Annotated in this window: 15 protein-coding genes and 1 pseudogene; 7 read left to right on the top strand and 9 right to left on the bottom strand. The window is 71.3% G+C overall.

Annotated elements, in window-relative coordinates; genetic code table 11:
- The first annotated feature begins 418 nt into the window (after positions 1 to 418).
- Both xylA and WMF24_RS28270 read left to right on the top strand, forming a co-directional pair.
- Positions 419 to 1,750, top strand: coding sequence for a xylose isomerase (gene xylA, locus WMF24_RS28275; RefSeq protein WP_437730515.1), 1,332 nt, complete (start codon positions 419 to 421; stop codon positions 1,748 to 1,750).
- Positions 1,751 to 2,448: 698 nt separating this feature from the next.
- Positions 2,449 to 3,492, top strand: a complete 1,044-nt coding sequence (locus WMF24_RS28270) for a hypothetical protein (protein ID WP_437730514.1) — start codon at positions 2,449 to 2,451, stop codon at positions 3,490 to 3,492.
- A 133-nt stretch (positions 3,493 to 3,625) separates the two neighbouring features.
- On the opposite strand, the gene WMF24_RS28265 is transcribed toward WMF24_RS28270, so the two are convergent.
- From WMF24_RS28265 to WMF24_RS28250, 4 genes are all read right to left on the bottom strand, one after another.
- Positions 3,626 to 4,984 (bottom strand): CotH kinase family protein, encoded by a 1,359-nt coding sequence (locus tag WMF24_RS28265; RefSeq protein WP_437730513.1) that lies wholly within the window; start codon positions 4,982 to 4,984, stop codon positions 3,626 to 3,628.
- 148 nt (positions 4,985 to 5,132) lie between these two features.
- Positions 5,133 to 7,541, bottom strand: coding sequence for a hypothetical protein (locus tag WMF24_RS28260; protein WP_437730512.1), 2,409 nt, complete (start codon positions 7,539 to 7,541; stop codon positions 5,133 to 5,135).
- Positions 7,542 to 8,065: 524 nt separating this feature from the next.
- Entirely contained in the window at positions 8,066 to 9,532 is a 1,467-nt protein-coding gene (locus WMF24_RS28255) for a VWA domain-containing protein (protein WP_437730511.1), read from the bottom strand.
- Positions 9,533 to 9,833: 301 nt separating this feature from the next.
- On the bottom strand, positions 9,834 to 10,346 hold the full coding sequence (locus WMF24_RS28250; RefSeq protein ID WP_437730510.1) for a hotdog fold domain-containing protein: 513 nt from the start codon (positions 10,344 to 10,346) through the stop codon (positions 9,834 to 9,836).
- Positions 10,347 to 10,901: 555 nt separating this feature from the next.
- Here WMF24_RS28250 and WMF24_RS28245 point away from each other — a divergent pair.
- A complete protein-coding gene (locus WMF24_RS28245) occupies positions 10,902 to 12,299 on the top strand; it encodes an RNA polymerase sigma factor (RefSeq protein ID WP_437730509.1) in 1,398 nt (465 codons plus the stop codon).
- Positions 12,300 to 13,513: 1,214 nt separating this feature from the next.
- Here WMF24_RS28245 and WMF24_RS28240 read toward each other — a convergent pair.
- The 4 genes and pseudogenes from WMF24_RS28240 to WMF24_RS28225 form a co-directional block, all read right to left on the bottom strand.
- Positions 13,514 to 14,545, bottom strand: coding sequence for a hypothetical protein (locus WMF24_RS28240; RefSeq protein WP_437730508.1), 1,032 nt, complete (start codon positions 14,543 to 14,545; stop codon positions 13,514 to 13,516).
- A gap of 2 nt (positions 14,546 to 14,547) precedes the next feature.
- Positions 14,548 to 14,952, bottom strand: coding sequence for a hypothetical protein (locus WMF24_RS28235; RefSeq protein ID WP_437730507.1), 405 nt, complete (start codon positions 14,950 to 14,952; stop codon positions 14,548 to 14,550).
- Positions 14,953 to 15,214: 262 nt separating this feature from the next.
- On the bottom strand, positions 15,215 to 15,382 hold the full coding sequence (locus tag WMF24_RS28230; protein WP_437730506.1) for an SDR family oxidoreductase: 168 nt from the start codon (positions 15,380 to 15,382) through the stop codon (positions 15,215 to 15,217).
- 58 nt (positions 15,383 to 15,440) lie between these two features.
- Positions 15,441 to 15,542 (bottom strand): annotated as a pseudogene (locus tag WMF24_RS28225) (dehydrogenase); the annotation flags it as partial.
- Positions 15,543 to 15,669: 127 nt separating this feature from the next.
- Here WMF24_RS28225 and WMF24_RS28220 point away from each other — a divergent pair.
- On the top strand, positions 15,670 to 19,017 hold the full coding sequence (locus WMF24_RS28220) for a protein kinase domain-containing protein (RefSeq protein ID WP_437730505.1): 3,348 nt from the start codon (positions 15,670 to 15,672) through the stop codon (positions 19,015 to 19,017).
- Positions 19,018 to 19,593: 576 nt separating this feature from the next.
- Positions 19,594 to 20,283, top strand: a complete 690-nt coding sequence (locus WMF24_RS28215; protein WP_437730504.1) for a hypothetical protein — start codon at positions 19,594 to 19,596, stop codon at positions 20,281 to 20,283.
- A gap of 24 nt (positions 20,284 to 20,307) precedes the next feature.
- Here WMF24_RS28215 and WMF24_RS28210 read toward each other — a convergent pair whose 3' ends face one another.
- Positions 20,308 to 21,297: a helix-turn-helix transcriptional regulator gene (locus tag WMF24_RS28210; RefSeq protein WP_437730503.1), complete on the bottom strand. Its 990-nt coding sequence runs from the start codon at positions 21,295 to 21,297 to the stop codon at positions 20,308 to 20,310.
- 222 nt (positions 21,298 to 21,519) lie between these two features.
- On the opposite strand from WMF24_RS28210, the gene WMF24_RS28205 reads away from it, so the two are divergent.
- Both WMF24_RS28205 and WMF24_RS28200 read left to right on the top strand, forming a co-directional pair.
- Positions 21,520 to 21,987, top strand: coding sequence for a GFA family protein (locus WMF24_RS28205; RefSeq protein ID WP_437730502.1), 468 nt, complete (start codon positions 21,520 to 21,522; stop codon positions 21,985 to 21,987).
- A gap of 262 nt (positions 21,988 to 22,249) precedes the next feature.
- A complete protein-coding gene (locus tag WMF24_RS28200; protein WP_437730501.1) occupies positions 22,250 to 24,304 on the top strand; it encodes a sodium-translocating pyrophosphatase in 2,055 nt (684 codons plus the stop codon).
- Positions 24,305 to 24,310 lie beyond the last annotated feature (6 nt).

Below are 24,310 nucleotides of genomic sequence, written 5' to 3'. Positions count from 1 at the left end.
CACCAGGGCGCGTGCCTGGAGAGCTCGCCCGGTCGGACTTAGGAAATAGTCCTTACAATGTCCTTGACACCCACGCGCCGCCCTGATAGTCGTTGTGGCGTCGCTGCGAACGCGGCTGGCCGCGAGCGACCGTGGCGGGTGAGCTCTTACCTCGCGACGGTCGCGCCGGGCCTGATCCCGCTCACGCATCGCGCCATGTCGATGTCGATAGCGCGCGCGCGCGCGCCGTGCGCTGAAGTGCGCTGAAGTACCACGCCGCTCGAAGAATCCGCCTCCATCATAGCCCAGCCCGATCGGCGCGGCCGGCGCCGCAGGTGCGGCGCTCGTCCTCGGCGAGCGCCGCCGCGGATTCAGCGAGTGCAGCGCAGGCGATCCTCTGATATAAGCCACACGCGAACCACGAGCCGGAGAGCCCTTCATGACCGTCGTTACTGGAGACAAAGAGTACTTCCCTGGCGTTGGCAAGATCCCTTACGAGGGGCCTGAGTCCGACAACCCCCTCGCCTTCAAGTGGTATGATGCCAACCGCGTCGTGGCTGGCAAGACCATGAAGGATCACTTCAAGTTTGCCGTGTGCTACTGGCACACGTTCTGCGGTCGTGGGCACGATCCGTTCGGTCCGGGGACGATCAACTTCCCCTGGGACGAGGGCAAGGACGCGTCGACCCGCGCTCGTATGAAGATGGACGCGGCCTTCGAGTTCATCACCAAGCTGGGCGCGACGCACTACTGTTTTCACGACATCGACCTCGTCGAGGAGGGCGACAGCCGCGCCGAGACGTCGCGCCGCCTCCAGGCCATCGTCGAGTACGCCAAGCAGAAGCAGGCGCAGTCGGGCGTCAAGCTGCTGTGGGGGACGGCGAACCTGTTCTCCAACCCGCGTTACATGAACGGCGCCTCCACGAACCCGGATTTCTCCGTGGTGGCCTATGCCGGCGCCCAGCTCAAGGACGCTCTCGACGCGACCATCGCGCTGGACGGCGAGAACTACGTGTTCTGGGGCGGCCGCGAGGGCTACATGAGCCTGCTGAACACGGACATGAAGCGCGAGAAGGCTCACTTCGCCCGCTTCTTGACCATGGCCCGCGACTACGCGCGCTCGCGCGGCTTCAAGGGGACGTTCTTCATCGAGCCCAAGCCGATGGAGCCCTCGAAGCACCAGTACGACTTCGACGCCGAGACCGTGATCGGGTTCCTGCGCCAGCACGGCCTGGACAAGGACTTCAAGCTCAACCTCGAGACGAACCACGCGACGCTCGCGGGCCACACCATGGAGCACGAGATGCAGGTGGCCGCGGACGCCGGCATGCTCGGCAGCATCGACGCCAACCGCGGCGACTACCAGAACGCGTGGGACACCGACCAGTTCCCCTACAACATCAACGAGACCGTGGAGATGATGCTCATCCTGCTCCGCAGCGGTGGGTTCCAGGGCGGCGGCGTCAACTTCGACGCCAAGCGTCGCCGCAACTCGTCGGACCTCATCGACACCTTCCACGGGCACATCGGCGGCATGGATGTGTTCGCCCGCTCGCTGATCATCGCCGACGAGCTGATCCGCAAGTCGCCGCTCGAGTCGATGCGCAAGGCGCGCTACGCGTCCTTCGACGGCGGCAAGGGCGCGGACTTCGAGCTGGGCAAGCTGACGCTGGAGCAGCTCGCCGAGATCGGCAACGCCGGCGGTGAGGTCAAGCTCACGAGCGGTCAGCAAGAGCTGTACGAGAACATCGTCAACCGGTACATCCGCTAACTCGGTCGAGCGAGGGAACGACAGCCGGGCGACGCGCGCTGCGCGCCCGGCTGTTTTTCTTGGCGACGAGAGCGCCGGGAGCGAAGCCGCGCGAGCGCGCGCTGGCGCTCGCCGCCGAGGAGACGTCGCGCGGAACCACATCGGCTGGGAGACGCTGACCCACGCGGGCGCGCCCTGGAGCGACAAACGGGTTGAACCCGCCTGAAACGAGCAGAATTTCGAACCGCCAAGGCGCCAAGGACGCCAAGATATTGTCTTCTTCTTGGCGTCCTCCGCGTCCTGGCGGTTCATTTCTCGCTCGCTCAACGTGATCGCTGTTCTGGTGTCGTCGACGTTCCTTACCCCGGCTCCACCGCCGCCTGGCGCTCGGGATCCGGCCACGCGGCGAAGCCGGCCAGGCGCTCCTTGATCTCTCCGGACGCCGGTGTGGGTCTGGGAACAGCCGTTGCATGGCCCGTCCCCGCATGAGGAGAACCATGGCGCAGATAGACAGGCTTCCGGGGTTGTTGCTCGTGCTCGCAACGTTCGTGGGCTGCGGCGACGTCGTTGCCATGCTTCCAGGGGAAGGCACTGTGCCTGCAGGGGAAGGCACAGTGCCTGCAGAGGACGGCACAGTGCCTCCAGGGGAAGGCACTGTGCCTGGGGCCGGGGCAACGCCCGCAGAGGAGGTGCCCGCAGAGGTCGTCACCGCGAGTTGTGTGGACGGAGCCCTCGTCTCGCTTTTCGCGCCACCGGGGCTGGACGCCAACACGCTCCTACCCGTCGAGGGCGAGCGGTTCATCGCGATCGGGGCGCCGCAAAACGGGGGCGTCGCGGAGCTCGACGACGCGGGAAACGTCGTGTGGAGCTCGGTCCCGCTGCCCGGCGGATTCCTGCTGACCGGCGCCCGGACCGAGGAGGGGGGGCTCATGGTGGCGGGAGAGAGGCACGACCCGTCGTCTCCCTCAGGCAAGGGGCTGTGGCTCGGCCGGCTCGACGGCGCCGGTGCGCTGCTCGCCGCCCATTCGCTCGGACCGACGCATTACATGTCCGGCGTCGAGATCGAGCTGCTCCAGCACCCGGACGGTGGCTACCTGCTGTCGACCCACGATAGCCAGATGGATGGAGAGGCGCCGCGGCTGGTGCTGATCCGGCTCGACGACGAGGGCCAGCTCGTCCACCGGCGGGAGACGCCGCTCGCCGAGGGATCCGAGGTGGGATACAACTGGAGCCACGGCGCCGCCGCGCTCCTGCCCGGCGGGGACGTCGTTCAGATCACCGCGCACGACGCGCACCTGCGCCTCATTCGCAGCACCGAGGCGACGGAGCCGGTCTATGACCGCGTGCTCGAGGAGATTGGCACAGTGTGGCCGCAGGACATCGCCGTCATGCCGGACGGCCGCATCGCCATCGTCGCGCTCAGCGTCGGTCAGAACCACGTGATCCTGCTGGATGCCGAGGGCTCCGTGCTCTGGCACAGGTCGTATCGACCCGAGTTCGACACCCAGCTGAACGCCGTCACCCACGACCCGAGCACTGGCCTCCTGCACCTCGCCGGGACGACGCGGGGAGCGGACGGCGGCACGATGCGCATGTGGCTGCTCTCCGTCGACACCGACGGCGCGGTGCGCTGGGAGCACGAAGGGTTGGTCGGGACGCCGAGCCCCATCAACTCGGTCACGGCGCTCCCCGGCGGAGGCTTCGCGGCGGCCGGCTTCGGCGAATTCGCCTACGCCGTGGTCCGCCCGGGCGCGTGTCCCTGAACAACCCGCGGGGAGCGGACCTGTCGACCGCTCCCGCGCGACCGGCGGCCCGCCGCGCGCCCGGCGCTCGACGCCCTGCGCGCGGCGCCCCGCCGGGCGCCCGGGGCTCGATGCCCTGCGCGCGGCGGCGCGCTCAGTCGCCGCGCTCCGCGCTCGCCGCGCCGTCGAGCAGGCGCTCCATGCGGCGCCGCATCTCCGAGAGCTCGCTCCTGAGGATCGCGACGTCCTCGTTCCACGTGAGCAGGCTCGGCCCGAGCCTGTCCTCCGCGACGGAAGAGCGGATCAGCGCGGCGTAGCGGTCCACCTGCTCCTCGAGCCGCCCTTCGCGGAACGGGCCCTCGAGGAGGTCCCGGACCGCGCTCCGGTAGCCCTCCGGGTCCTCGCGCAGGGCGCTGAACAGCACGTCGCAGCCGGGCGCGCGCACGTGGGCGTGGCCTTCCTGGACCGGGATGGCCGCGTCGCAGTCGTCCGGGGTCTCCGTCCAGTGAGGCACGGTGCCGAAGAAGCGCCAGCTCCACACGCTCAAGGTGTTATCCATGTCCCACGGGACGATGTGGAACTTCCCCGACGAGGGCGCTTCGTAGATGAAGTAGTTGTGGTTTGCGCTGTGGTCCGCCACGGAGCCCTCCTCGTCGACGTCGTCGTCGACGTAGAAGGTCGTGACCCCGTCCCAGTTCAGGATGGCGTCGTCGACGGCCATGTAGCGCTGCAGCTCCTCGACATCCATCCACGTCGACAGGGCGGCGAGGCGCTCCGCGCCCTCGGTGGACTCGAGGTCCTTCGCGAACGCGACGAAGCGCTCGTGCGTGGCCTCTTCTTCGTTCGTCTCGATCTTGTCGGCGTAGTACGCCGGGTCGGTCGAGACCGGCCACGCTGCCTTGTAGACGTTGCCGTCCGGACCCTCGGGAAACTGGTTCTCCGTGAAGCGGCCGTCGACCTCCTCCACCATCGCGAAGAGGCCCAGCGGCTCGCCGTTCACGTACATCGTGGCCCACGCGCTCCTCGGGGCGACAACGCCCATGTCCCTGTAGAGACCATAGGCGAGCCGCTCGTGGAGCTTCGTGCGGTCGCGGACCATGGAGTGGAGGTTCAGGCGCTTCTGCCGGAAGAAGCGCTTTCCGTCGACGTACTCGTCGAGCTTCACCTTCATGCTGAGCTTCGGGCAGGGGTAGGGTTCCGGCTGCTTGACACACATCTCGAGGGTGCCGTAGCCCCCCTTGAAGCGCAGGCCCACGAGGCCCAGGCTGCTCCCCCTGTAGCAGGCCTCGGCCTCGACGTACTCCTCCTCGAGCGCGTTCTCCTGGAGCGCCGCCCAGGTCTCGTCGCGAAGCCGGAAGTCGAAGCGCGGGACGTCGCTGGCCGCGTACAGCGCCTCCGGGTCGCCGTCGGCCACCGCGGGGTCCGGCGGATAGCACGGCATCGTCGCCCCCGGCCCGTCGCCCGCCTCATCCCCGCAGCCCGCGCCCAGCGCGGAGAGCGTCAGCGAGAGCAAGATCCCAACCGTTGATTTCTGTAAACCGCTCTTCACGAGCGGCGACTATAGTCGTGGCGCGCGCGCTGGCGCAACGTGAGCGTCGGGCCGATGGGGGGAGACGGGGCCGCCGCGGAAGCCGGGCGGACGCGTGGGGCAGGGGAGGCCGTCAGTACGGCGCGGCGCAGAGCTCGTTGCCGCAGGGATAGACGACGAGGCTGCCGGCGAGGGTGCCGCGGGCGGGGAGGGTCGCCAGGGTCGCGCCGGTCTCGATATCGTAGATGGCGTGCTCGAACCCCGCATGAACGGCCGTCGGCGAGACGGGGACGATGCCGTACGTCTGATCGTACTCGAAGGGTGAGCTGTTCTTGCGGGTCAGGGAGATGCGCGGAAGCGGCGGCGTGGCGATCGGGTTGCCAAGCTCGTCGTGGATGATGGACGCCTGGTACTGCCACGGGGCGGTCGACGAGGCGCGGGTATACGTCTGGATGAGCGCCCGGGTGTCATCGATCCACCCGACCGCGCAGCCGGGCACCGCGTTGACGAGCATACCGTCCTCGTAGAACTGTGTGAACCCGCAGCCGTTCTCCGGCGTCTCGTCCGTCAGGAGGAAGTGGTGGCCGCCGGGGGAGATGACCGGTACCGGCTGGGAAGGTCCGGTGTCCTGATAGAACACCGTCGCTCCGCTCACGTCGCTGACGAAGCGATCGTTGGTGCTCGGGCTGACGTTGCGGAGGTACGTGCGGCCCAGCGTCGTTCCGCTCGAGGACAGCGAGAAGTCGAAGAGGGAGGCCCCCGTGGCGAGCGAGGCCACCTCGGCGCCGTCAGGCAGCGAGAGGATCCGGAGGAATCTATCGTCCGGGTACGGGTGCCGCGTATCGATGGCGAGCGCGACGAGCAGGCGGCCGTCGGCCGAGAGCCGCACGCGAGAGCTGTGGAGCGGAATGGACATCGCGGGGCCGGCGCCGAGGTCGGCCGTGTCATAGATGAACGTCGTCCCGGAGGACGTGGCGACGGCGACAAGCCCGGACGCTGCTCCGCCCAGCCTCGCCGCTCCGCAGCCGAGCCTCCCGATCGTGTCGGGATCGGCCAGGTTCCCCTTCTGCGTGATGGCGCCCCCGACGTTCCCGACCGCCCAGCGAAGGCCTCCGTCGATGTGCATCGCGCTGTTGCTGCGGCCCGGTATCTCGTGTTGCGTGCGCGTGACCTCGGGGCCACCGAGATCGATGATCTCGAGCGTCGGCGGCGTATCGTGCATGACGCCTATCGCGCGCTCGGTGGGGACGATGACCGCGTTGCTGGCGTATGCGTATTGTGCGACGGGGACGTTCCCTCCACCGATCCGGTAGATCGTGACAGGGTAGTCCGGGTACCGATCCTGGTGCGTCCAGAGGTAATCCCCGGCCGCTGTGAGCTTCTCGATGCTCGGCAGGTGGACGATGGCCTCCATGGCGCCAGCCTTCGAGTACACCCGCACCGTGTTGCCGGCCGTGGTGAGGAAGCGCTGGCCGTCCTGGGACCACGAGTGGAAGGTGCCCGCGAACGCAGGCGTCGAGTGAGGTGGAGAGCCGTCGAGCGGCAGAACCCTGATCGACGAATTCACGGAGCCGCTCGTCGCGACGCGTACCGCGTCGGGGCCTGCATGGATCTGCTCGTAGCCGCTCGCGTCCGTCGACAGCACCTCGTCCCCGGTGGGGCTCCAGACGGTGAGCCTGGTGCCGACGGTCCATGCATAGCTCCCGTCGGCCGCGAGCCCCACCTTGTCATGGTAATGGTCGGTGGAGACGGTCGCGAGCAGGGAGCCGTCGGCGGCGCTGCGCAGCTCGAAGCCGTGCCTCGGGTCCGTCGGGATGAGCATGAGATCTCCCCGGAGCTCGACGCGCCCCTGGAGCACCGGGTCCTGGCCGGGAAAGGAGGGCTCCGAGAACTCCGCGGGCGCAAGGCCTTCGGCGATCTGTACGCGGGTCGCTGTGTCCCAGAGGATCCAGCGGTTGTGATCCCAGCTCAAGACGCGATCCCCGGAGACGAAGATGTGGCCGATCGCGGTGACGTGTCCCAGATCGAGGAACGCCTCCGGCGCATCGAGGAAGCTGTCTGGCGTACCGCAGGGGAAAATCGGCGCGGGGCCGCCGCCGGTGCCACCGCCGCCGCCCGCACCACCGGAGCCGCCGGCGCCAGCGCCGCCGGAGCCGCCGGCGCCAGCGCCGCCGGAGCCGCTTGGGTCGCCGCCGGTGCCACCGCCGCCGGAGCCGCTTGGGTCGCCGCCGGCGCCAGCGCCGCCGGTGCCACCGCCGCCGGTGCCGCTTGGGTCGCCGCCGGTGCCAGCGCCGCCGGTGCCACCGCCGCCGGTGCCACCGCCGCCGGTGCCGCTTGGGTCGCCGCCGGTGCCAGCGCCGCCGGTGCCGCTTGGATCACCGCCGGCGCCGGCACCGCCGGAGCCGCCCGTGCTCCCGCTGCCCGACGTGACGCCGGGCGAGCCGCCGTTCCCTGTCCCCTCGGAGGAACTGCTGCCCGGCCCGGGATCGGAGCAGCCGGCCACCAGGATGGCGCACGAGACGATGAATGACGTCGTTCGCATGGCCGCTGAGATGCAACACCCCGGTGCTTCATTCATCGTGGAAGCAGAGCGCCCTCCACCCTCGCCGCACGAGCCCGACCGGTTCAGCAGGATCGCGCCGGAGCCCATAGAACACCGATCACGTCAGAGCTCCGAGGGAATCAACAAACGGGAAGAGAAACCGCACCTCGGCGCCCTCCGTCGGCGTGCGCTCGTGGGTGCCGTAGTCGACGCTGTAGAGACCGAACCTCGGCGCGAACCCCTCGGCCCACTCGACGTTGTGTCCGGCTGCGGCGGCGGCGCCGGTGCCACGGCCTCCTCGGAGGAGCAGCTCGCGGCGGCGAGCGCGAGGGCAGGGAGCGCCGGAAGCACGCGCGGGGCGCGGCCGGAAGCACGCGCGGGGCGCGGCCGGAAGCACGCGCGGGGCGCGGAGGGTGCGTAGGGCACGGGGGATGCGTGGGCGCGCGCGAGGGGGCAGGGCGGCGAGGTCGCCGGCGGGGCACGCCGGCCGACCTCGCCCGGGGCGGAAGCGCCTGGGGACGGGCTCAGTTGATCGGCGGGACCTCGGTCTTGCAGCCGACGCGCAGCTGGACCTGACCGCCCTCGCGGAACTGCGTGCACGTCGCGGGGCACATCACGATCTTCGTCGGCGCCCCGCCGGTCGCGGGGTCGACGTCGTAGTACCAGCCGCCGGCGGCCGCGTCGCAGCTCGACTCGTCGCCCACGTAGAAGATGGTCGCCGGGTCGCTGGCGTCCGGCCGCGTGTGCTGGACGTTGAGCGTCCCGTAGTCGAGCGTCTGCCCGTCGGACGGCGCCGGCACCTGGTACTCGCACGCGAGGCTCTTGCCGCGGATCTCCGTGAGCGCGTCGAGGAAGGCCTGCGTCACGTCGGTGTTCGTGTCGATGAAGAAGGCCGACGTCGTCCCGCCGCCCTCGGCGATGCGGTCCATCGTGGACTGCGCGCCGTCGTCGTTGCCGTCGAAGACGCCGATCACGAAGGTGGAGATGCTCGGCGTGCCGGCGAGGGCCTCGCTGGCGATCTGCGCGATGCCGTCGGCGCTCACGGGATCGCAATCGGTGGGCATCCCGTCGGTGGCGAGCACGGTGACGACCCGGTGCGTCGGGTTCGCCTCGGCGTGGGCGCGGGCCTGCTGGAGCGCGCCGGAGAGCGCGCCGGCGGTCGGCGTCCCGCCGAGCGGCGTCTTCTCGGCGATCGAGGTGACGAGCGCCGCCGCGGTCGTGTCATCAAGCGGCGCGATCGCGACGGCGGGCGATGCGTAGACGTCGGCGTCGCACGAGTACGGGTTCGCGCACTCGCTGTTGGCCGCCTCCCGGCACGTTCCCCCGCCGTTGCGACATGTCGAGCCCAGGGGCGCGCACACGCTGTTGTTGATGGAGCACCTGCCGACCTCGAGGCATCTGTTGCCGGATGGGCAGTCCGCGCTCGTCGTGCAGTACGCGGTGGGCCGCGCGCGGTCGCAGACCCCCAGCATGCACGGCCCGCCGGCGCCGCACTGGGCGTTCTCCGTGCACGTCTCCGGCACGCCGGGCTCGCGCAGCGGGAAGTACTGGAGTCCGACGCCGATCCCCGCCGACTGCGGGTCGGTGAAGAAGGCCTCGAGCGCCTGGGTCACGGCCTCCCACTTCGTGACGCGCCTCGAGATCTGCTCGTCCATCGACCCCGACGCGTCGAGCATGATGTAGAGATCGAGCGGCACGAGCTCCGCCGTGCTCGTCTCGCCCGCGCACGACATGTCACCCCCCGCGCCATCGCCCGAGCCGCTGCTCGGCCCGGCGTTCGTGCCTCCCACATCATCGTCGCCGTAGCCCGCGCTCGAGCTCGTCGCCGAGCCTGCCCCCGCGCCGGTGCCGGTGCCCATGCCCGCGCCCGAGCCGGACGCGTCTCCGCCGGTCCCGCCGCCGGAGATCGAGCCACTGGACCCTCCGCACGCCGCCAAGATCACGCAGATCCCTGTCGTGGCGAGCGCCACCCTCGTTGACCGGTTCTCCATGAAAGTATCGAAACACCCCGGAGGACCTTTGTCGAGTGTGCGCCGACTCGCGTTTCACCAGGAGATGGTCAGATGTGGTGTCGGGTGAGGCTGTATGTTCCAGGTGCGGGGGATGTCTGGATTCCCCGGTGTCCTGGAGAGCGAGGGCGTGCAAGTGCGGGCGGGCTCGGCAGCGCGGGTCTGCGGCGGAGCGGAGAGCGCTTTGCGGCCAGGTGGCGGTGGAGCGGAGAGCGCCTTGCCGCGCAGGCGGCTGCGAAGCGAGAGCGCTTTGCAGCCAGGTGACCCCGGAGGGCTCCGGTGATCAGGGCTGCTTCTTCGGGCCGACCAGGCTGCGGAGGACGGCGCGGGCGACCTCGTCGCCGGCCGCGTCGCGCAGGCTCACGGGGATCTCGTACTCCCGGCGCTCGCTGGTGTCCGGGACAGGGCACTCGCAGACGGCGCGGATCGTGCCGCGGGCCTTCTTCAGGTACTCGATCGAGAGTCCGGCCACGATGAACCGTGCGTCGTCGGGCAGCGAGTAGGCCAGCGCCGTGTTGGCCGTCAGCTCGGCCATGTTGACGAGGGCGACGGCGTGCACCGAGCGGAGGTGGTTGCGCAGCCCGGGCCGGTCGCGCATCGACACCTCCGCGCGGCCGCGCTCGAGGACCTCGATCTGGGCGTGGATCGTCCCCGTGTAGGGGGCCATCCTGCCGATGAGCGTGCTGAACAGACGGTTGCCGCCGGGCACGTGGCGCAGCCTGTCCCAGAGGTCGCGGAGGACGTTGCGGCGCGAGGTCGCCGTGAGCGAAGCGAGGGAGAAATCGGAGAGGTTCATGGGCTGGATCCGCGGTGCGGGGCCCGCAGCGTGCCTCAAGTCGCCCGCGCGCGCACCCGGAATGCGGCGCCGGCGCGGCGACACGCGCTGGCGTCGCGGCGCCGGCGCGGCGACACGCGCTGGCGTCGCGGCGCCGGCGCGGCGACACGCGCTGGCGTCGCGGCGCCGGCGCGGCGACACGCGCTGGCGCGGCGCCGGCGCCGTGACGCGCGACGAGGCGGTGTCCGCCTCGCCCGCTCCGGACCACGGCCATGGCGACGATCGCGTCCGCTCCCGTCCGGTGCCGCCGGCTCCGCAGGTCCGCTCTTACGTTCAGGAACCTTCCTTGGGCCGCCAAGTTGGGCTCAAAAGAGCAATTCGCAGGGCGAATTGTTCGTCCGTCGCATATTGAATGGTTGGATGTGTTGCCCTGGGCGGCAGGGCCCCATCTTCGCGGGATTCCGCGGGATTTCCGGCCTGGAGGCGCCGGCGAGCGGCCGCCCGGGGCCAGCGCGGGGCGCGGGGCGCGTGCCCCGGGCGATAAGCCACCGTCCGGGGCCGGAATTGGCCTTATGTATGACACGACCTCGCCGCCCGGGCCAAGGTGGTCCCCCCGAGAAAGAGCGGGCTTTCGAGCTGCTCTTCCGTGAGAAGACGTTCGCGCTCGTATGGCGCTGGCTGGCGCGCCTCGGCGTTCCGCTCCGCGACCGTGGAGACCTCGCGCAGGACGTCTTGCTCTCTGCGTACCTGAGCTTCGACAACTACAAACCTGAGATCTCCAGGCCCGAGCGGTGGCTGAACCGTATCGCCGTCCACACGGCCGCGCACTACAGGGAGCGCGCCCAGCACCGCTACGAAGAGCTGGTGTCCGAGGAGGAGTTCCCGGTCCTCGTCGACCAGTCCAAGGCCCCGGACGAGCTGATGATGTCGGACCAGGAGCGGCTCATGGTGCTCGAGCTCCTGCACCAGCTCGACGTGGACGCGCACTCGATCCTCGTCGCGCACGACCTCGACGGCGTCCCGATGGCGGACATCGCGCAGCAGCGCGGCATCCCGCTGTCCACGGCGTACAAGTGGCGCGCGCGCGCGCTCGCGATGTTCCACGACATCGTCGCGAAGCGCCGTCGCGAAGACCGGAAGAAGGAGGGCCCGCGCTTCGTGGTGCCCATGGATGTGGCGGCGCTCTTCGCCTCGGCGCAGGTCGCGCCGCGCGTGCCCGACGACGTGCGGCTGGCGATCCTCCGCGGCGTGCAGGAGTCGGCGCGGGCGCTCGGGGACGGCATCACGGGCAGCGCAGCCAGCGGCGTCGGCGAGGCGCTGAGCGACGTCACGGCGTGGCTCAAGGGGCTCTGGAAGCTCGTCGTGAAGGCCGTGACGACGGCGGGGGCGGGGCCCGTCATCGCCGCGCCCGTGGCGGCGACGGCGGCCGCGGGCGCGCTCTGGCTCGCGCTGCGCGCCCCGGACCCCGCGCCGGCGGCGATGCACGTCGGGCCCGCCATCACGGCGGCGGTGCCGCCTGCGGTCGTCGAGGAGCCGGCGGTGGAGCAGGAGCCGGGGGTGGAGGAGGAGCCGGCTACCGAAGAAGAACCGGCCGAGCCGCCGCCGCGGAGCACCGCGGCGGCCCCGCGCCCGCCGCAGCCGGCGCGCGTCGGGGGGCGGGTGGCCGAGGAGCCCGCGGAGCCGGCGACGGCGGTCTCGGCGCCCGGCGGTGACCGGGACATCGCCCTGTTCGAGGTGTGCAGCGACGCGCTGCAGCGGCGCGACCCGCTCCGGGCGATCGCCGCGCTCGAGCGGTACGAGCGCGAGATGCCGAAGAGCGCCTTCGGGTCGGAGCGGACGGTGCTGTGGATCAGGGCGCTCCGGCTCGCGGGGCGCCACAGCGAGGCGCGCGCGTTGATCGCGCAGGCGCGGCGCGATCCGGCGATCAACCAGCGGCTTCTCGACGAGCTCGACGAGGACGTGATCGGGCGCTGAGCGGCCCGCGCGGCGCAGGGCGGCCGAGCCCCGCGCGACGCGAGCCGCTCAGCGCCCGCGTACGTGCCGAAGCTCGGAGGGCGCGCGCGGAGCAGGCGCGGCTCGGGGTCGATGGTGGACGACGGGCCCAGATCGATCGCCTTCTGAGCCGAGCCCACGGCGAGCCTCACCTGGGCGCCGAGATCGCTGAAGCACAGGGGAACGGCGGGCTGGTTCCCGTCGGAAAGCCCAAGCCCACGGCCGGAAGGCCCCCGCCTGGGGCTGGAAAGCCAGCGCCCGGGGCCGGAAGGCGGCCGCCCGGGGCCGGAAGGCGGCTGCCCGGGGCCGGAAGGCCCCGCCAGGAGGGCCGAAGCCGTCTCCGCGCCCCCGGTCGGGGCAGGCGGGACGCCGTGAGCCCATCCGGGGGAAGTGGCGCGTCCATGCGGGAGATGGGTGGCACCATCTCCCGGTGGACGTGCGTCCAAGAAAAGATGGGTGCCACCCATCTCCGCGATGGACGTGCGTCCATGCGGGAGATGGGTGGCACCATCTCCCGGTGGACGTGCGTCCAAGAAAAGATGGGTGCCACCCATCTCCGCGATGGACGTGCGTCCAAGAAAAGATGGGTGGCACCATCTCCGGGTGGACGTGCGTCCAAGAAAAGATGGGTGCCACCCATCTCCGCGATGGAGAGGCAGCACGCGCGGACCCCTGGTACCACCACGGAGCGGGAGACGCGGTGGCACTTCCTTGAGCCACAGCCCCATCTTCCGGTAGGACGACGGCGCCTCCGGCGGCCGATGGATCGATCCCTCGATGGTGTCTGACACCGGTCCGATGGGTCCAAAGCGGCGTCTGCCGTATCTCTGCCGTGCACCTCACCTCGCGGGCAGCGAGGTGAGCAGCGTCGGCTCGCCCCCGGCCACGACCTACGCCGACTGGCGGGACGCCGGCTTGCCGTCGAGGCGCGCAAAGCGGCCCAGGCGTCGTTGGCCCGGTCTCCCTGGCGGACTGGCTTCTCAACGTCGAGGCGTCGCCCGAGCGCGGCGAGATCCTGTTCATCGATCCGCAGCACACGGTGAGCTCGATCAACGCGGCGATCGCGACCCGGTGGATATACTCTGAGCAGCCCGAGCCGGCGGGGTTTCTCAAAATGACGCCACCTGTGACAGTCGCGTCACCATGCAAGCTCGGATGGGGGCCGCCAGGCCGGCCCAGCTCGCCGGCGTTGGCCCTTACAGGCGAGCGAGGCGTCCATCTTCGAGCAGGACCCAGGGGGCCGAAGCCGAGTACGCCTCAGTCCCAGCAATCGGCAGGCTTGGCGCATCCGTGAGTTGACCGAGTCCCTTGTCTCGGAGCCGTATCCCACGTTCCGTGAGGCGGTAGACCTCCGAGAGCATCGGGTAGCCAGCGTCAGGCGGCTTCGGGCCAGGCGCACGCTCTACGAATGCGCTCAAACTGTGGGCTGCCCATTGCCCCAGCCGGCGTGGCAGGAACAGGTCTCCCGTACAGAACAGGAGGTGCCACATGTCCACGAGCGTTTTCGATTTCTGGGCCGCTATGGCCGCCGGGGTCTGCCAATCATGTGTCAGGCGAGAAAATGCAATCTCGTCGAAATGACTCAGGCTCAGGCCTCCGCCTGCGGTCCCTCTTGGAAAGAAGCAAGAGAGAAATTTCCACAAGGGAGCAAGCTCTGGAAAACCTTCGACGCCGCGGACGCAGCTTTCGACGAACGATGTTGGATTCTCATCGACGTAGCTGTCCCAGAGGGTAACGGCACGATCGTAGTGCTCGGACGGCCAGTGGCTCGCCGTCGCGACGCGGGCGAGAAGAGCCTCGCTGGAATGGTCGGATACCGAATGGCTACAGTCGAACGGACGCTTGGATCCCTCATGTCCCCTTGGCCTCGATCGGGGAACGGGCTCAAAGTCAAGAATGAGTATGTCGTGGTGCGCGATCTCCAAGTGGCGCAACCAGCTACAGGTTCTCCAGAGGTTTACTCGCTCGTGGAGGCTCGCCGATACCCACAGGAAAACGGGCAACCCCCAGCGAGTCTCCGGCGAATAGAGGTTGTCCCAAAGATCATCCGAACTCCACCACGCCTGACGTGCCCGGGTATGTTCCAAAGGACTCCGGCGACTCGGCCCGGTAAGAAGACGGTCGGACACGAGCACAACATCGGCCGCGCCGATCTGTAACACCTGTTCCGCGGTAGGCGCGTCAAAAGTAACATGCGTTGCCGCGCGAATGTCAGCGATGGTCGTCATGCTCAACGAAACCCACATCTGTAACACTCTCTGAACTTGTAATCACTCTCCTGCCAGCAGTTGTCCTGGCAGATGGAGCAAAGAGTGTAGCCTGTGGTGACGAAGCGGTTGCATGGATAACCCTTTGCGACGCAGGCCTCATACATCTCGGTGCATTTGTTGATTGGTGAGCACCCTGCCATCAGCTCGAACGATTCGCTGCTCACTTCTTCGTCTTCCAGCTCGTCATCTGCGCCGTTGCTTGGATAATCTCCCGCCCCTGCGGATTCTGTCGGATCTTCGTCACCCGCGCCTCCCGGCTCCACCGTGTCGCAGGTGTAGGTCAAGTCGCATGCCGACGCGAGCACCATCGCGAGCCCGCCGCATAGCACGAGCGCGCTCGCCTCCACCTTCAGACCAGGTCCCATTTCCTCTCCCTGTTGCGGATGTGCGCGTCTGATCTTCCAGCAGAGAGGCGGCGTCAACAGGTGTCCAAGCGGGCCTTCCGTCCATGCGGTCTTTGTGCATGGGAGCGCCCGGGAAGCCCGGAGCGCGAATGTCCCGGCGCCTCCACGAAGCAATACCGCGAGAACCGCATCTGTTTGCCTTCATGTGACCTGCGCGTGACCGGACGATTCGGCAGGGTGAACCGCGGCGCCGCGGACTCCTCCGCCCACCCCCGCACCCGCCCTATTTCGAGAGCTGCCCCCCGTCGACCGCCAGGGAGTGGCCGTTCACGAACGACGCGTCGTCAGAGCAGAGCCAGACGATCGCCCGCGCGACCTCGTCGACCCGGGCCGGGCGACCCGCCGGGATGTCGGCGATGTACGGCTCCATCAGCCCCGGGTAGTTCTTCATCGCCCCGGGCCTCTATCTCGCCCACCACCTCGCGGCACTCCGCCTCGCGGCGGGCCGCGACGACGACCCGCGCGCCCGCCGCCGCGAGCGCGAGCGCCGCGCCCCGCCCGATGCCCGAGCTGCCGCCCACCACCAGCGCGACCTTGCCGCTGAACGCCATGGACATGTTCTTTCCTCCCGTCGACACGACACCATGGAACGGCGACGCCCGACGGCGTCGCGCGGGCGGCCTGTGGTAAGCTGCCGCGCCGCGGCCTGCACATGCCCGTCCGGGACGCGGCCGCCCCATGCTGCACCCCGATCGCCCGCTCGTCCTCGGTGGCCGCTACCGTCTCGTGAACGAGATCGGCCGCGGCGGGTCGGGCGTCGTTTACAGGGCCGACGATCTCGAGGGCGGCGGCCAGGTCGCGGTGAAGGTCCTGCTCCGGGTGCACCAGGGCGGCCCGGCGCAGGCCCGCTTCGAGCGCGAGATCCGGGCGATGCGGCTCCTCGACGCGCCAGGGTTCGTGCGCATGCTCGACGCCGGCGTCGCCCGCGAGCTCGACGACGCGCCGTTCCTCGTGATGGAGCTGCTCCGGGGCCGCGACCTCGAGCACCTCGTCGCCACGCAGGGAAAGCGCCCTCCAGGCGAGGTGCTGCGCTGGCTCGGCGAGGTCGCCGACGCGCTCGACGCCGCCCACGCGCGCGGCCTCTTCCACCGCGATCTGAAGCCCGCGAACCTGTTCCTCGCGACCGGCGACGACGGGCAGGAGCGCGTGAAGATCCTCGACCTCGGGCTGGTCAAGGAGCTCGACCCCGGCGCCCTCGGCGCGTCGGGCGGGGTCACCGCCACGGGGACCGCCGTCGGCACGCCCATCTACATGGCGCCCGAGCAGGCGCGCGGGCGCGCGGGCCAGATCGGCCCGGCGGCGGACGTGTGGGCGATCGGGCTCATCGCCGTGCGCCTCCTGACCGGCGACATCTACTGGACCGCGAACAGCATGGCCGAGCTGATGGCGGCGCTCCTCGTCATGCGCCTCTACCCGCCGTCGACGCGCTGGCAGTGGCTCCCGCCAGCGTTCGACGCGTGGTTCCTGCGCTCGTGCGACCGCGATCCGGCGCAGCGCTTCCCGTCGGTGCGCGCGCAGAGCCTCGCGCTCCGCGCCGCGCTCGAGGGGTACTGCGCGCCCGCCGAGCCGGCCGGCGGCGAGGGGCCAGGGTCGACCGAGGGCTTCGTGCCGCCGGAGATGCTCAGCACCGAGACCATCGAGATCGCGGGCACGGTCGAGGCCCCCTCGCAGCGCCCCGCGCAGGCCCCCGCCGCGCCGCCGCCGCTCGACCCGGGCGCGCCGCAGGCGCTCGGCGCGAAGCGGTCCACGCCGCCCGGCCTGAGCGCCTCGCCGGAGCCCGAGCGGCCGCGCCACAACCTGCCCGCCCAGCGCACGCCGTTCGTCGGCCGCGCCCGCGAGCGCGCCGAGATCGCGGCGCTCGTGCTCGATCCGAGCGCCGGCCTGCTCACGCTCACGGGCGTCGGCGGCACCGGCAAGACCCGGCTCGCGCTCCAGGTCGCCGAGGACCTCGTCCCCGTGTTCTCCGGCGGCGTCTGCTTCGTCCCGCTCGCGTCGCTGCGCGACCCGGCGCTCGTGCCGTCCGCCGTCGCGCAGGCGCTCTGCCTCGGCGAGGACGGGGCGCGGCCGGACCTCGAGCGCGTGGCCCTGTTCCTCCGCGACCGCCGCGCGCTGCTCGTGCTCGACAACCTCGAGCACCTGACGGCCGCCGCGCCGGCGATCGCGCACCTCGCGGCGCGCTGCCCGCGCCTGTCGCTGCTCGTGACGAGCCGCGCGGCCCTGAACCTCTCGGGCGAGCGGCGCTACGTCGTGCCGCCGCTGGAGCTGCCGGAGCCGCGCGCGGTCACGGTCGACGCGGCGCTCGCGAGCTCGGCGGTGAGCCTGTTCTGCCGCCGGGCGTCGGCGATCGCGCCCGGCTTCCAGCTCGGCCCGGGCAACGTCGCCGACGTCGTGGAGATCTGCGCGCGCCTCGACGGCCTGCCGCTCGCCATCGAGCTCGCCGCGTCGCGCCTCCGCGTGCTCTCCTCGCCCGCGGCGCTCCTCGCGCGCCTCGGCGACCGCGGGGCCGCCGGGCGCGGCGCGGCCGCCGGGCGCGGCGGCGCCGCCGCGGGCCCGTTCCGGCTGCTCACGGGCGGCGCGCGCGACCTGCCCGAGCGCCAGCAGACCATGCGCGCCGCCATCGACTGGAGCTACGGCCTGCTCGAGCCCGAGGAGCAGCTCGCGTTCCGCACGCTCGCCGTGTTCCCGGGCGGCTTCTCGCTCGCCGCGGCCGACCGGATGTGCGCCTTCCGCGATCCGGCGCTCGACACGCTCGGGATCCTCGAGTCGCTCGTCGACAAGAGCCTGCTGCTCCCGGTCGCGGGCGAGGAGCCCCGGTTCCAGATGCTCGCGATCCTGCGCGAGTACGGCCTCGAGCGGCTCGAGGAGGAGGGCGCCGCCGCCGCGTGCAACGGGCGCTTCGTCGAGCTGTCGCTGGAGCTCGCCGAGCGCGGGGCCGAGGCGCTCCGCGGGCCCGAGCAGGCCGCGTGGCTCGCGGCGCTCGAGCTCGAGCACGACAACCTCCGCCTCGCCCTCGAGCTCGCGCTCCGGGGCCAGGGCGGCGGCGCGGCCGTCGCGGTCCGCCTTGCCGCCGCGCTGGCGTGGTTCTGGTACATCCACGGCCATTACCAGGAGGGCCGCGCGTGGCTCGGCCGGGCGCTCGCCGGGGCGGACGGCGTCGCGCCAGAGCACGCCGCCGCGGCGCTCCGGGGGGCCGGCAAGCTCGCGCTGCTCCAGTGCGACTACCGCGAGGCGCGCGCGCTGCTCGAGCGGGGCGCGGCGCTCTACCGCGGGCTCGGCGACGAGCGCGGGCTCGCCTCGGTGATCCAGATCCTCGGCAGCGTGGCGCGCGAGCAGGGCGACTACGAGCGCGCTCTCTCGCTGCACGGCGAGAGCCTCGCGCTGGCCACGCGCCGCGGCGACACGCTCGAGGCCGCGCACGCGCTCGGGTACACGGGCTTCGCGGCGTGGCTCTCGGGCGACGTCGCGCGCGCGGAGAGCGCGTGCCGGCTCGCGCTCGCCGAGCTCCGCCGCGCGGGCGACCGCGAGGGGACCGCGACGGCGCTGCTCAACCTCGGCTGCGCGGCGTTCTACCGGGGGGAGCTCGGCGAGGCCGCCCGCCTCTGCGAGGAGAGCGAGGGGCTGTCGCGGCAGGTGAAGTTCAAGGAGGGGATCGCCTGGACGAGCAACATCCAGGGCCTCGTCGCGATCGAGCGCGGCGACCTCGCGCTGGCGGGGCGGCGCCTGCGGGCGAGCCTCCGGCTGCACCGGGAGCTCGGCGATCTGTGGCGCTCCGCGAGCGTCCTCGAGGCGCTCGCGCGCGCGGCGGTGGGGGCGGGGCGGGCGGAGCGGGGCGCCCACCTGCTGGGCGGCGCGGCGGCGCTGCGCGAGGCCATCGGCACGCCGGTGCCGCCCATCGAGCGGCCGGCGCTCGCCGCCTGCGTCGAGGCCGCGCGCGCCGCCCTCGGCGACGCCGCGCACGAGGCGCGCCTCGCCGAGGGCCGGGGCGCCGGGCTCGACGCGACGATGGCGGCGGCGCTGTCCGAGTGAGCGCGCCCGCGCTGCCCGCGTGAGCGCGCCCGCGCTGCCAGGCGAAGGGGCGCTCGCGCCGTGGGGCGAGCTGGGGGGCTCGCGCCCTCCGTGAACGGGAGCTCGCTCGACGGGGTGGGCATGAGGTCGCTTCGCGGGGGAAGGGGACGTTGCGTCGCCCGGTGGGGCCAGAACAACGATCGCGTTGATCGAGCGAGCAATGAACCGCCAGGGCGCCAAGGACGACAAGAAGGAGACAATATCTTGTCGTCCTTGGCGCCTTGGCGGGTCGAAGTTCTGCGCGTTTCAGGCGCGGTCGACCCGTTTGTTGCTCCAGCGTCGCGGATGCAGTTCCGCCTCATGGAGTGAACGAGAGATCGTTCGATGGAGTGAGCTGGATCTTGCGTCATGTGGCGATTTGCCTCATGGAGCAGGCGCGAGTCCGCGCCGTGGGATGAACGCGATTTCGCGTCACGCGATGCGAGCAGGATCCGGCGTCGTGAGCGATCGAGATCCGCTTTGCGCCTCAGAGCGGGTCGTGGTTCATTGCGGCCCATGAAGGCAACACGATGGTTGTTTGCAGGATGGATGGGAGTGATGTTGGCCTTGCCCGCGTGCTCCGATGACGACCCGCAGGGGGGCAACAGCACCAGCGGCACCAGCGGCAGCGGTACGGGCGGCAGCACGGGGGAGGGAGGCAACAACGGGGAGGGCGGCAGCACGGGGGAGGCGGGCAACAACGGGGAGGGCGGCGGCACGGGGGAGGGGGGCAACGACGGCGAGGGCGGTGGCGGGACAGACGGATTCTCGTTCACGGGGCCGATCACCGGAGACGCAGTTCCAGAGGACGCCGAGGTGATCGTCGCCTGGGTGGTGAGCTCAAGCAGCCCCGACTACGCCTTCCGTTTCGGTGAGGGGAGCGTCGCCGGCGCGACGTTCACCGTCGGTGTCGGGGCCGATCCGCCGAGCGAGGCGATCAACAGCTACGGTGTCGGCGTCGGCGTCGTCATGCTCCTCGAGCCGGGCACCGAGGTGCCCGAGGGCGAGCTCGACGAGGCGGTCATCGAGGCAGCGATCCTCGGCGCGACCCCGCAACACGCGATCATCTGGCGCGACCCCTCCAGCCAGGGCCCCGACTGGTCCGACGACTTCCCCGACGGGTTCGGCTGCGGCAGGTGCGTCCCCGCCGACGAAGGGTTCGACACGTTCGAGCCGGTCGAGTGCTCGGAGGTGGAAGTCCAGGCCACCTCGGACTTCGCGTCGCTCCAGTTCTGCAACTGGACCTGAGGCGCGGCCCGCCCGCGAGCCGCCTCACCGCGCGCCCGGGTCCTGCGCCGCCGCCCCGGCCCGCCCCGCGGCGCGGCCGAGGCGGTCGGCCAGCCTGCGGAGGATCTCGATGAGCTCCTCCGGCTCGTGCACCTCGAACTCGAACCCCATGAACCCGAGGTGGAACGCGAGCGCGTCGAGGCTCCCGCCGCCCGTGTGGACGACGCAGCGGTCCGGCGCCAGCGCCTCGACGCGCCCCGCCACGCCCGAGAGCTGCGCCGAGACGACCTCCGCGGGGGCGTGCACCGTCACGCGCGCGCGGAACCGGTACGCGTCCGTCGAGACCGACTGCGACACGTAGGCGGCCACGTCCTCGGCCGGCAGCGGGCGCGGCTTGAAGCGGCCCGCCGCCCTCGGCTTGCCCTGGATGCGGTCCACGCGGAACGTCCGCCACGCCTTCCGGTGCAGGTCGTACGCGAGCAGGTACCAGCGGTGGCTCGTGTGAACGAGCCGGTAGGGCTCGACCTCGCGCGCGCTCGCCGCGCCGCTGTAGCTGCTGTAGTCGAAGCGCAGCACCTCGGCGTCGCGGCAGGCGTTCGCCATCGCGGCGAGCGCGTCCGCGTCGAAGGTGGGCCCGCCGTCGCCCAGCCGCACGCTCACGGCATCGAGCGCGCTCACCTTGCGCCGGAGCCGCTTCGGGAGCACCTGCTCGAGCTTCGCGAGCGCGCGCACCGACGCCTCCTCGAGCCCCGTCACGGGCCCGGTCGCCGCGGCGCGCAGCCCCACGGCGACGGCGACCGCCTCGTCGTCGTCGAGCGGCAGCGGCGGCAGCTCCTTGCCCGCGCCGAGCTGGTAGCCGCCGCCGGTGCCCGTGGCCGCGTGCACCGGGTAGCCGAGGCTCCGCAGCCGGTCCACGTCGCGCCGGACGCTGCGCTCGGTGATCCCGAGCTCGCGCGAAAGCTCGCCGCCCGTCCAGAAGCGCCGGGACTGGAGCAGCGACAGGAGCTTCAGCAGCCGCGCGGAGGTCTGGATCACGTGCCGCTCCTCCTTCCTCGTCGCTCGTTCGTCATCGCCCGTGCGTCGCGCTCGCGTTCGTCGCGCTCGCGTTCGTCGCGCTCGCCGCGCCCGCGCGCGTCGCGCCCGTCGCGCCCGCGGATCCTTGCGGACCGAATCTGTCCGCAAGCCAGTGTAGCGTCCACCCATCACGCGGGCGAGGCCATCCACGGCGCCGCCCCCCCATCCCTGGAGCTACCGCCCATGAGCGACGCCGCTTCCGCCCAGACGACGACGACCCCCGGCCTCGGCACCTACAGCGCGAGCTGCCATTGCGGCGCCCTGCGCGTCGAGGCCGACTTCGACCCGAGCGCCGGGACGACCCGGTGCAACTGCACCATCTGCACGAAGACCGGGTGGTGGGGCGTCCTCGTGAAGCCGGGCGCCTTCCGGCTCGTCTCGGGCCAGGAGGTCCTCGGCGACTTCTCGCGGACCGGGGCCGGCCACTCCCATTTCTGCAAGACCTGCGGTCTCCGTGTCTTCGGGCACGTAGACATCCCGGAGATCGGCGGAGAGTACTACTCCGTCAACCTGAACTGCCTCGACGGCGTGGATCTCTCCGGGGTCCCGGTCGAGTACTTCGACGGGCTCCACGACACCTGGGAGCTGCTCGCCAAGGCGCCGCACGTGGACCCGGTCACGGCCGCGAAGCGCCTCAGCCCGGGCACGTGAGATCGCGGCCCGCCTGTGAGCTGGAACGCACCGCTCACGGGGTCTCCTTCTGGAATATTCCGACATCACGGTTCCGCTGCGGCGGCGGCAACGGGCACGACGGACGTTGCGGACACTGTGTTCCGGAGACGCCAGCTTTCGATTTTCCCCCGAGCGGCCGCTGGAACCGCGCCCCTGCGATTTAGCACTTGATCCGCCGTCAAGGACGGACGAGTGAGCCGGCGCTCGCTCCGGCCGGGGGCGAGCGAGAGGACCATCACCCGTGGATGCATTGTCGTACCAGTCGCTCGTGACGGGCGCCGTCGCGCTCGTGGTCGCACGTACCTTCTACGTGCGTGTCAAGAAGGCCCCCGAAGGCAACGAGACGATGGCGCGCATCGCGCGCTACGTCCGCGAGGGGGCGATGGCGTTCCTCGCGCGCGAGTACAAGGTGCTCGCCGTCTACGCCACGATCGTCTTCGCGATCCTGGCCGCGACGCTCGGGCTCCTCGCCGCGGTCGCCTTCGCCGCCGGCGCGTTCCTGTCGCTCGTCGCCGGCTTCTTCGGCATGAAGGCCGCGACGTACGCCAACGTCCGCACCGCCGAGGCCGCGCGCGCGCACGGCAAGCCCACCGCGCTCGTCACCGCGCTCGACGGCGGCGCCGTCATGGGGCTCTGCGTCGCGGGGCTCGGCCTCATCGGCCTGGGCGGCATCTACGCCCTGTTCCGCAGCGACGAGCACCTCGCGACGATCGTCCACTCGTTCGCCGTCGGGGCGAGCTCGATCGCGCTCTTCGCCCGCATCGGCGGCGGCATCTACACGAAGGCCGCCGACGTCGGCGCCGACATCGTCGGCAAGGTCGAGGCGAACATCCCCGAGGACGACCCCCGCAACCCGGGCGTCATCGCCGACAACGTGGGCGACAACGTCGGCGACATCGCGGGCATGGGCGCCGACATCTACGAGAGCTACGTGGCCGCCGTCGTCGCCGCGGTCGCGCTCGGCCTCACGATGCCGGTCGCCAAGCTGCAGCAGCTCTCCCCGGCGGCCGGCGAGGTGGAGCTCCGCGCGATGGCCGTGTCGCTGCCGCTGCTCCTCGCGACGATCGGCCTCGCGGTCTCGGTCGTCGGCATCTTCATCACGCGCGCGCTGAAGAACCTGCCGCCGGCCCGGGTGCTGCGCCTCGCGCTCATCGTCCCGCCGTTCCTCGTCGTGCTCGCGGCGGCCTTCATCCTGCCGGGGCTCGGCTTCAGCTCCGGCGCGGTCGTCACCCTCGCCGCCGGCGCGGCGGGCGGCGCCATCGTCGGCCTCGTGACCGACTACTACACGTCGATGGGCCCCATCCACAAGGTGGCCCAGAGCTCGCTCACCGGCCCCGGCACCAACGTCATCCGCGGCATCGCGGTCGGCCTCGAGAGCGTCGCGGTCCCCCTGCTGACCCTCTGCGCCGTCGGCTGGATCTCGAACCACTACCTCGGCCTCTACGGCATCGCGCTCGCCGCGGTCGGCATGCTCGCGGGCACCGCGATCGTCATGACCGTCGACGCGTACGGGCCGATCGCCGACAACGGCGGCGGCATCTCCGAGATGGCCGGCCTCGGCAAGGAGGTCCGCGCGATCACCGACGAGCTCGACGCGGTCGGCAACACCACCGCGGCCGTCGGCAAGGGCTTCGCGATCGGCTCGGCGGTGCTCACCGTCGTCGCGCTGTTCGCCGCCTTCAACATGGAGGTCGACGCGGTCCGCCGCGAGAAGGGCCTGCCGGAGCTCGTCCTCTACCTGACGGACGCGAAGGTCCTCATGGGGCTCCTGTTCGGCGCGCTGCTGCCCTGCCTCGTCGGCGCGCTCACGATGACCGCCGTCGGCCGCGCGGCCGGCTCCATCGTCGAGGAGATCCGCCGTCAGTTCCGCGAGATCCCCGGCCTGCTCGAGGGCAAGCCGGGCGTCGACCCGCAGCCGAAGGTCATCGTCGACATCGCCACCACGGCCGCCATCCGCGAGATGATCGCGCCCGGCGCCATCGCGGTGCTCGCGCCGGTCGTCGTCGGCTTCGTGGCCGGCCCCGAGGTCCTCGCGGGCACGCTGGCCGGCGCGCTCGTCGTCGGCGCGGTGCTCTCGCTGATGATGGCGAACGGCGGCGGCGCCTGGGACAACGCCAAGAAGCACATCGAGAAGGGCGGCCTCGACGGCCACGCGAAGGGCTCCGACGCCCACAAGGCCGCCGTCGTCGGCGACACGGTCGGCGACCCCTTCAAGGACACGTCGGGCCCTGGCATCTCGATCCTCATCAAGGTGATGGGCGTCGTCTCGCTCCTCATCGCCCCGCTCATCGCCTGAGCGAAC

Origin of the sequence: Sorangium sp. So ce1335 (genome assembly GCF_051521615.1) — a bacterium.
Lineage (GTDB): Bacteria > Myxococcota_A > Polyangia > Polyangiales > Polyangiaceae > Sorangium.
Note: the sequence above shows the minus strand (reverse complement) of the source record. Positions and strands in the feature narration are given on the sequence as shown.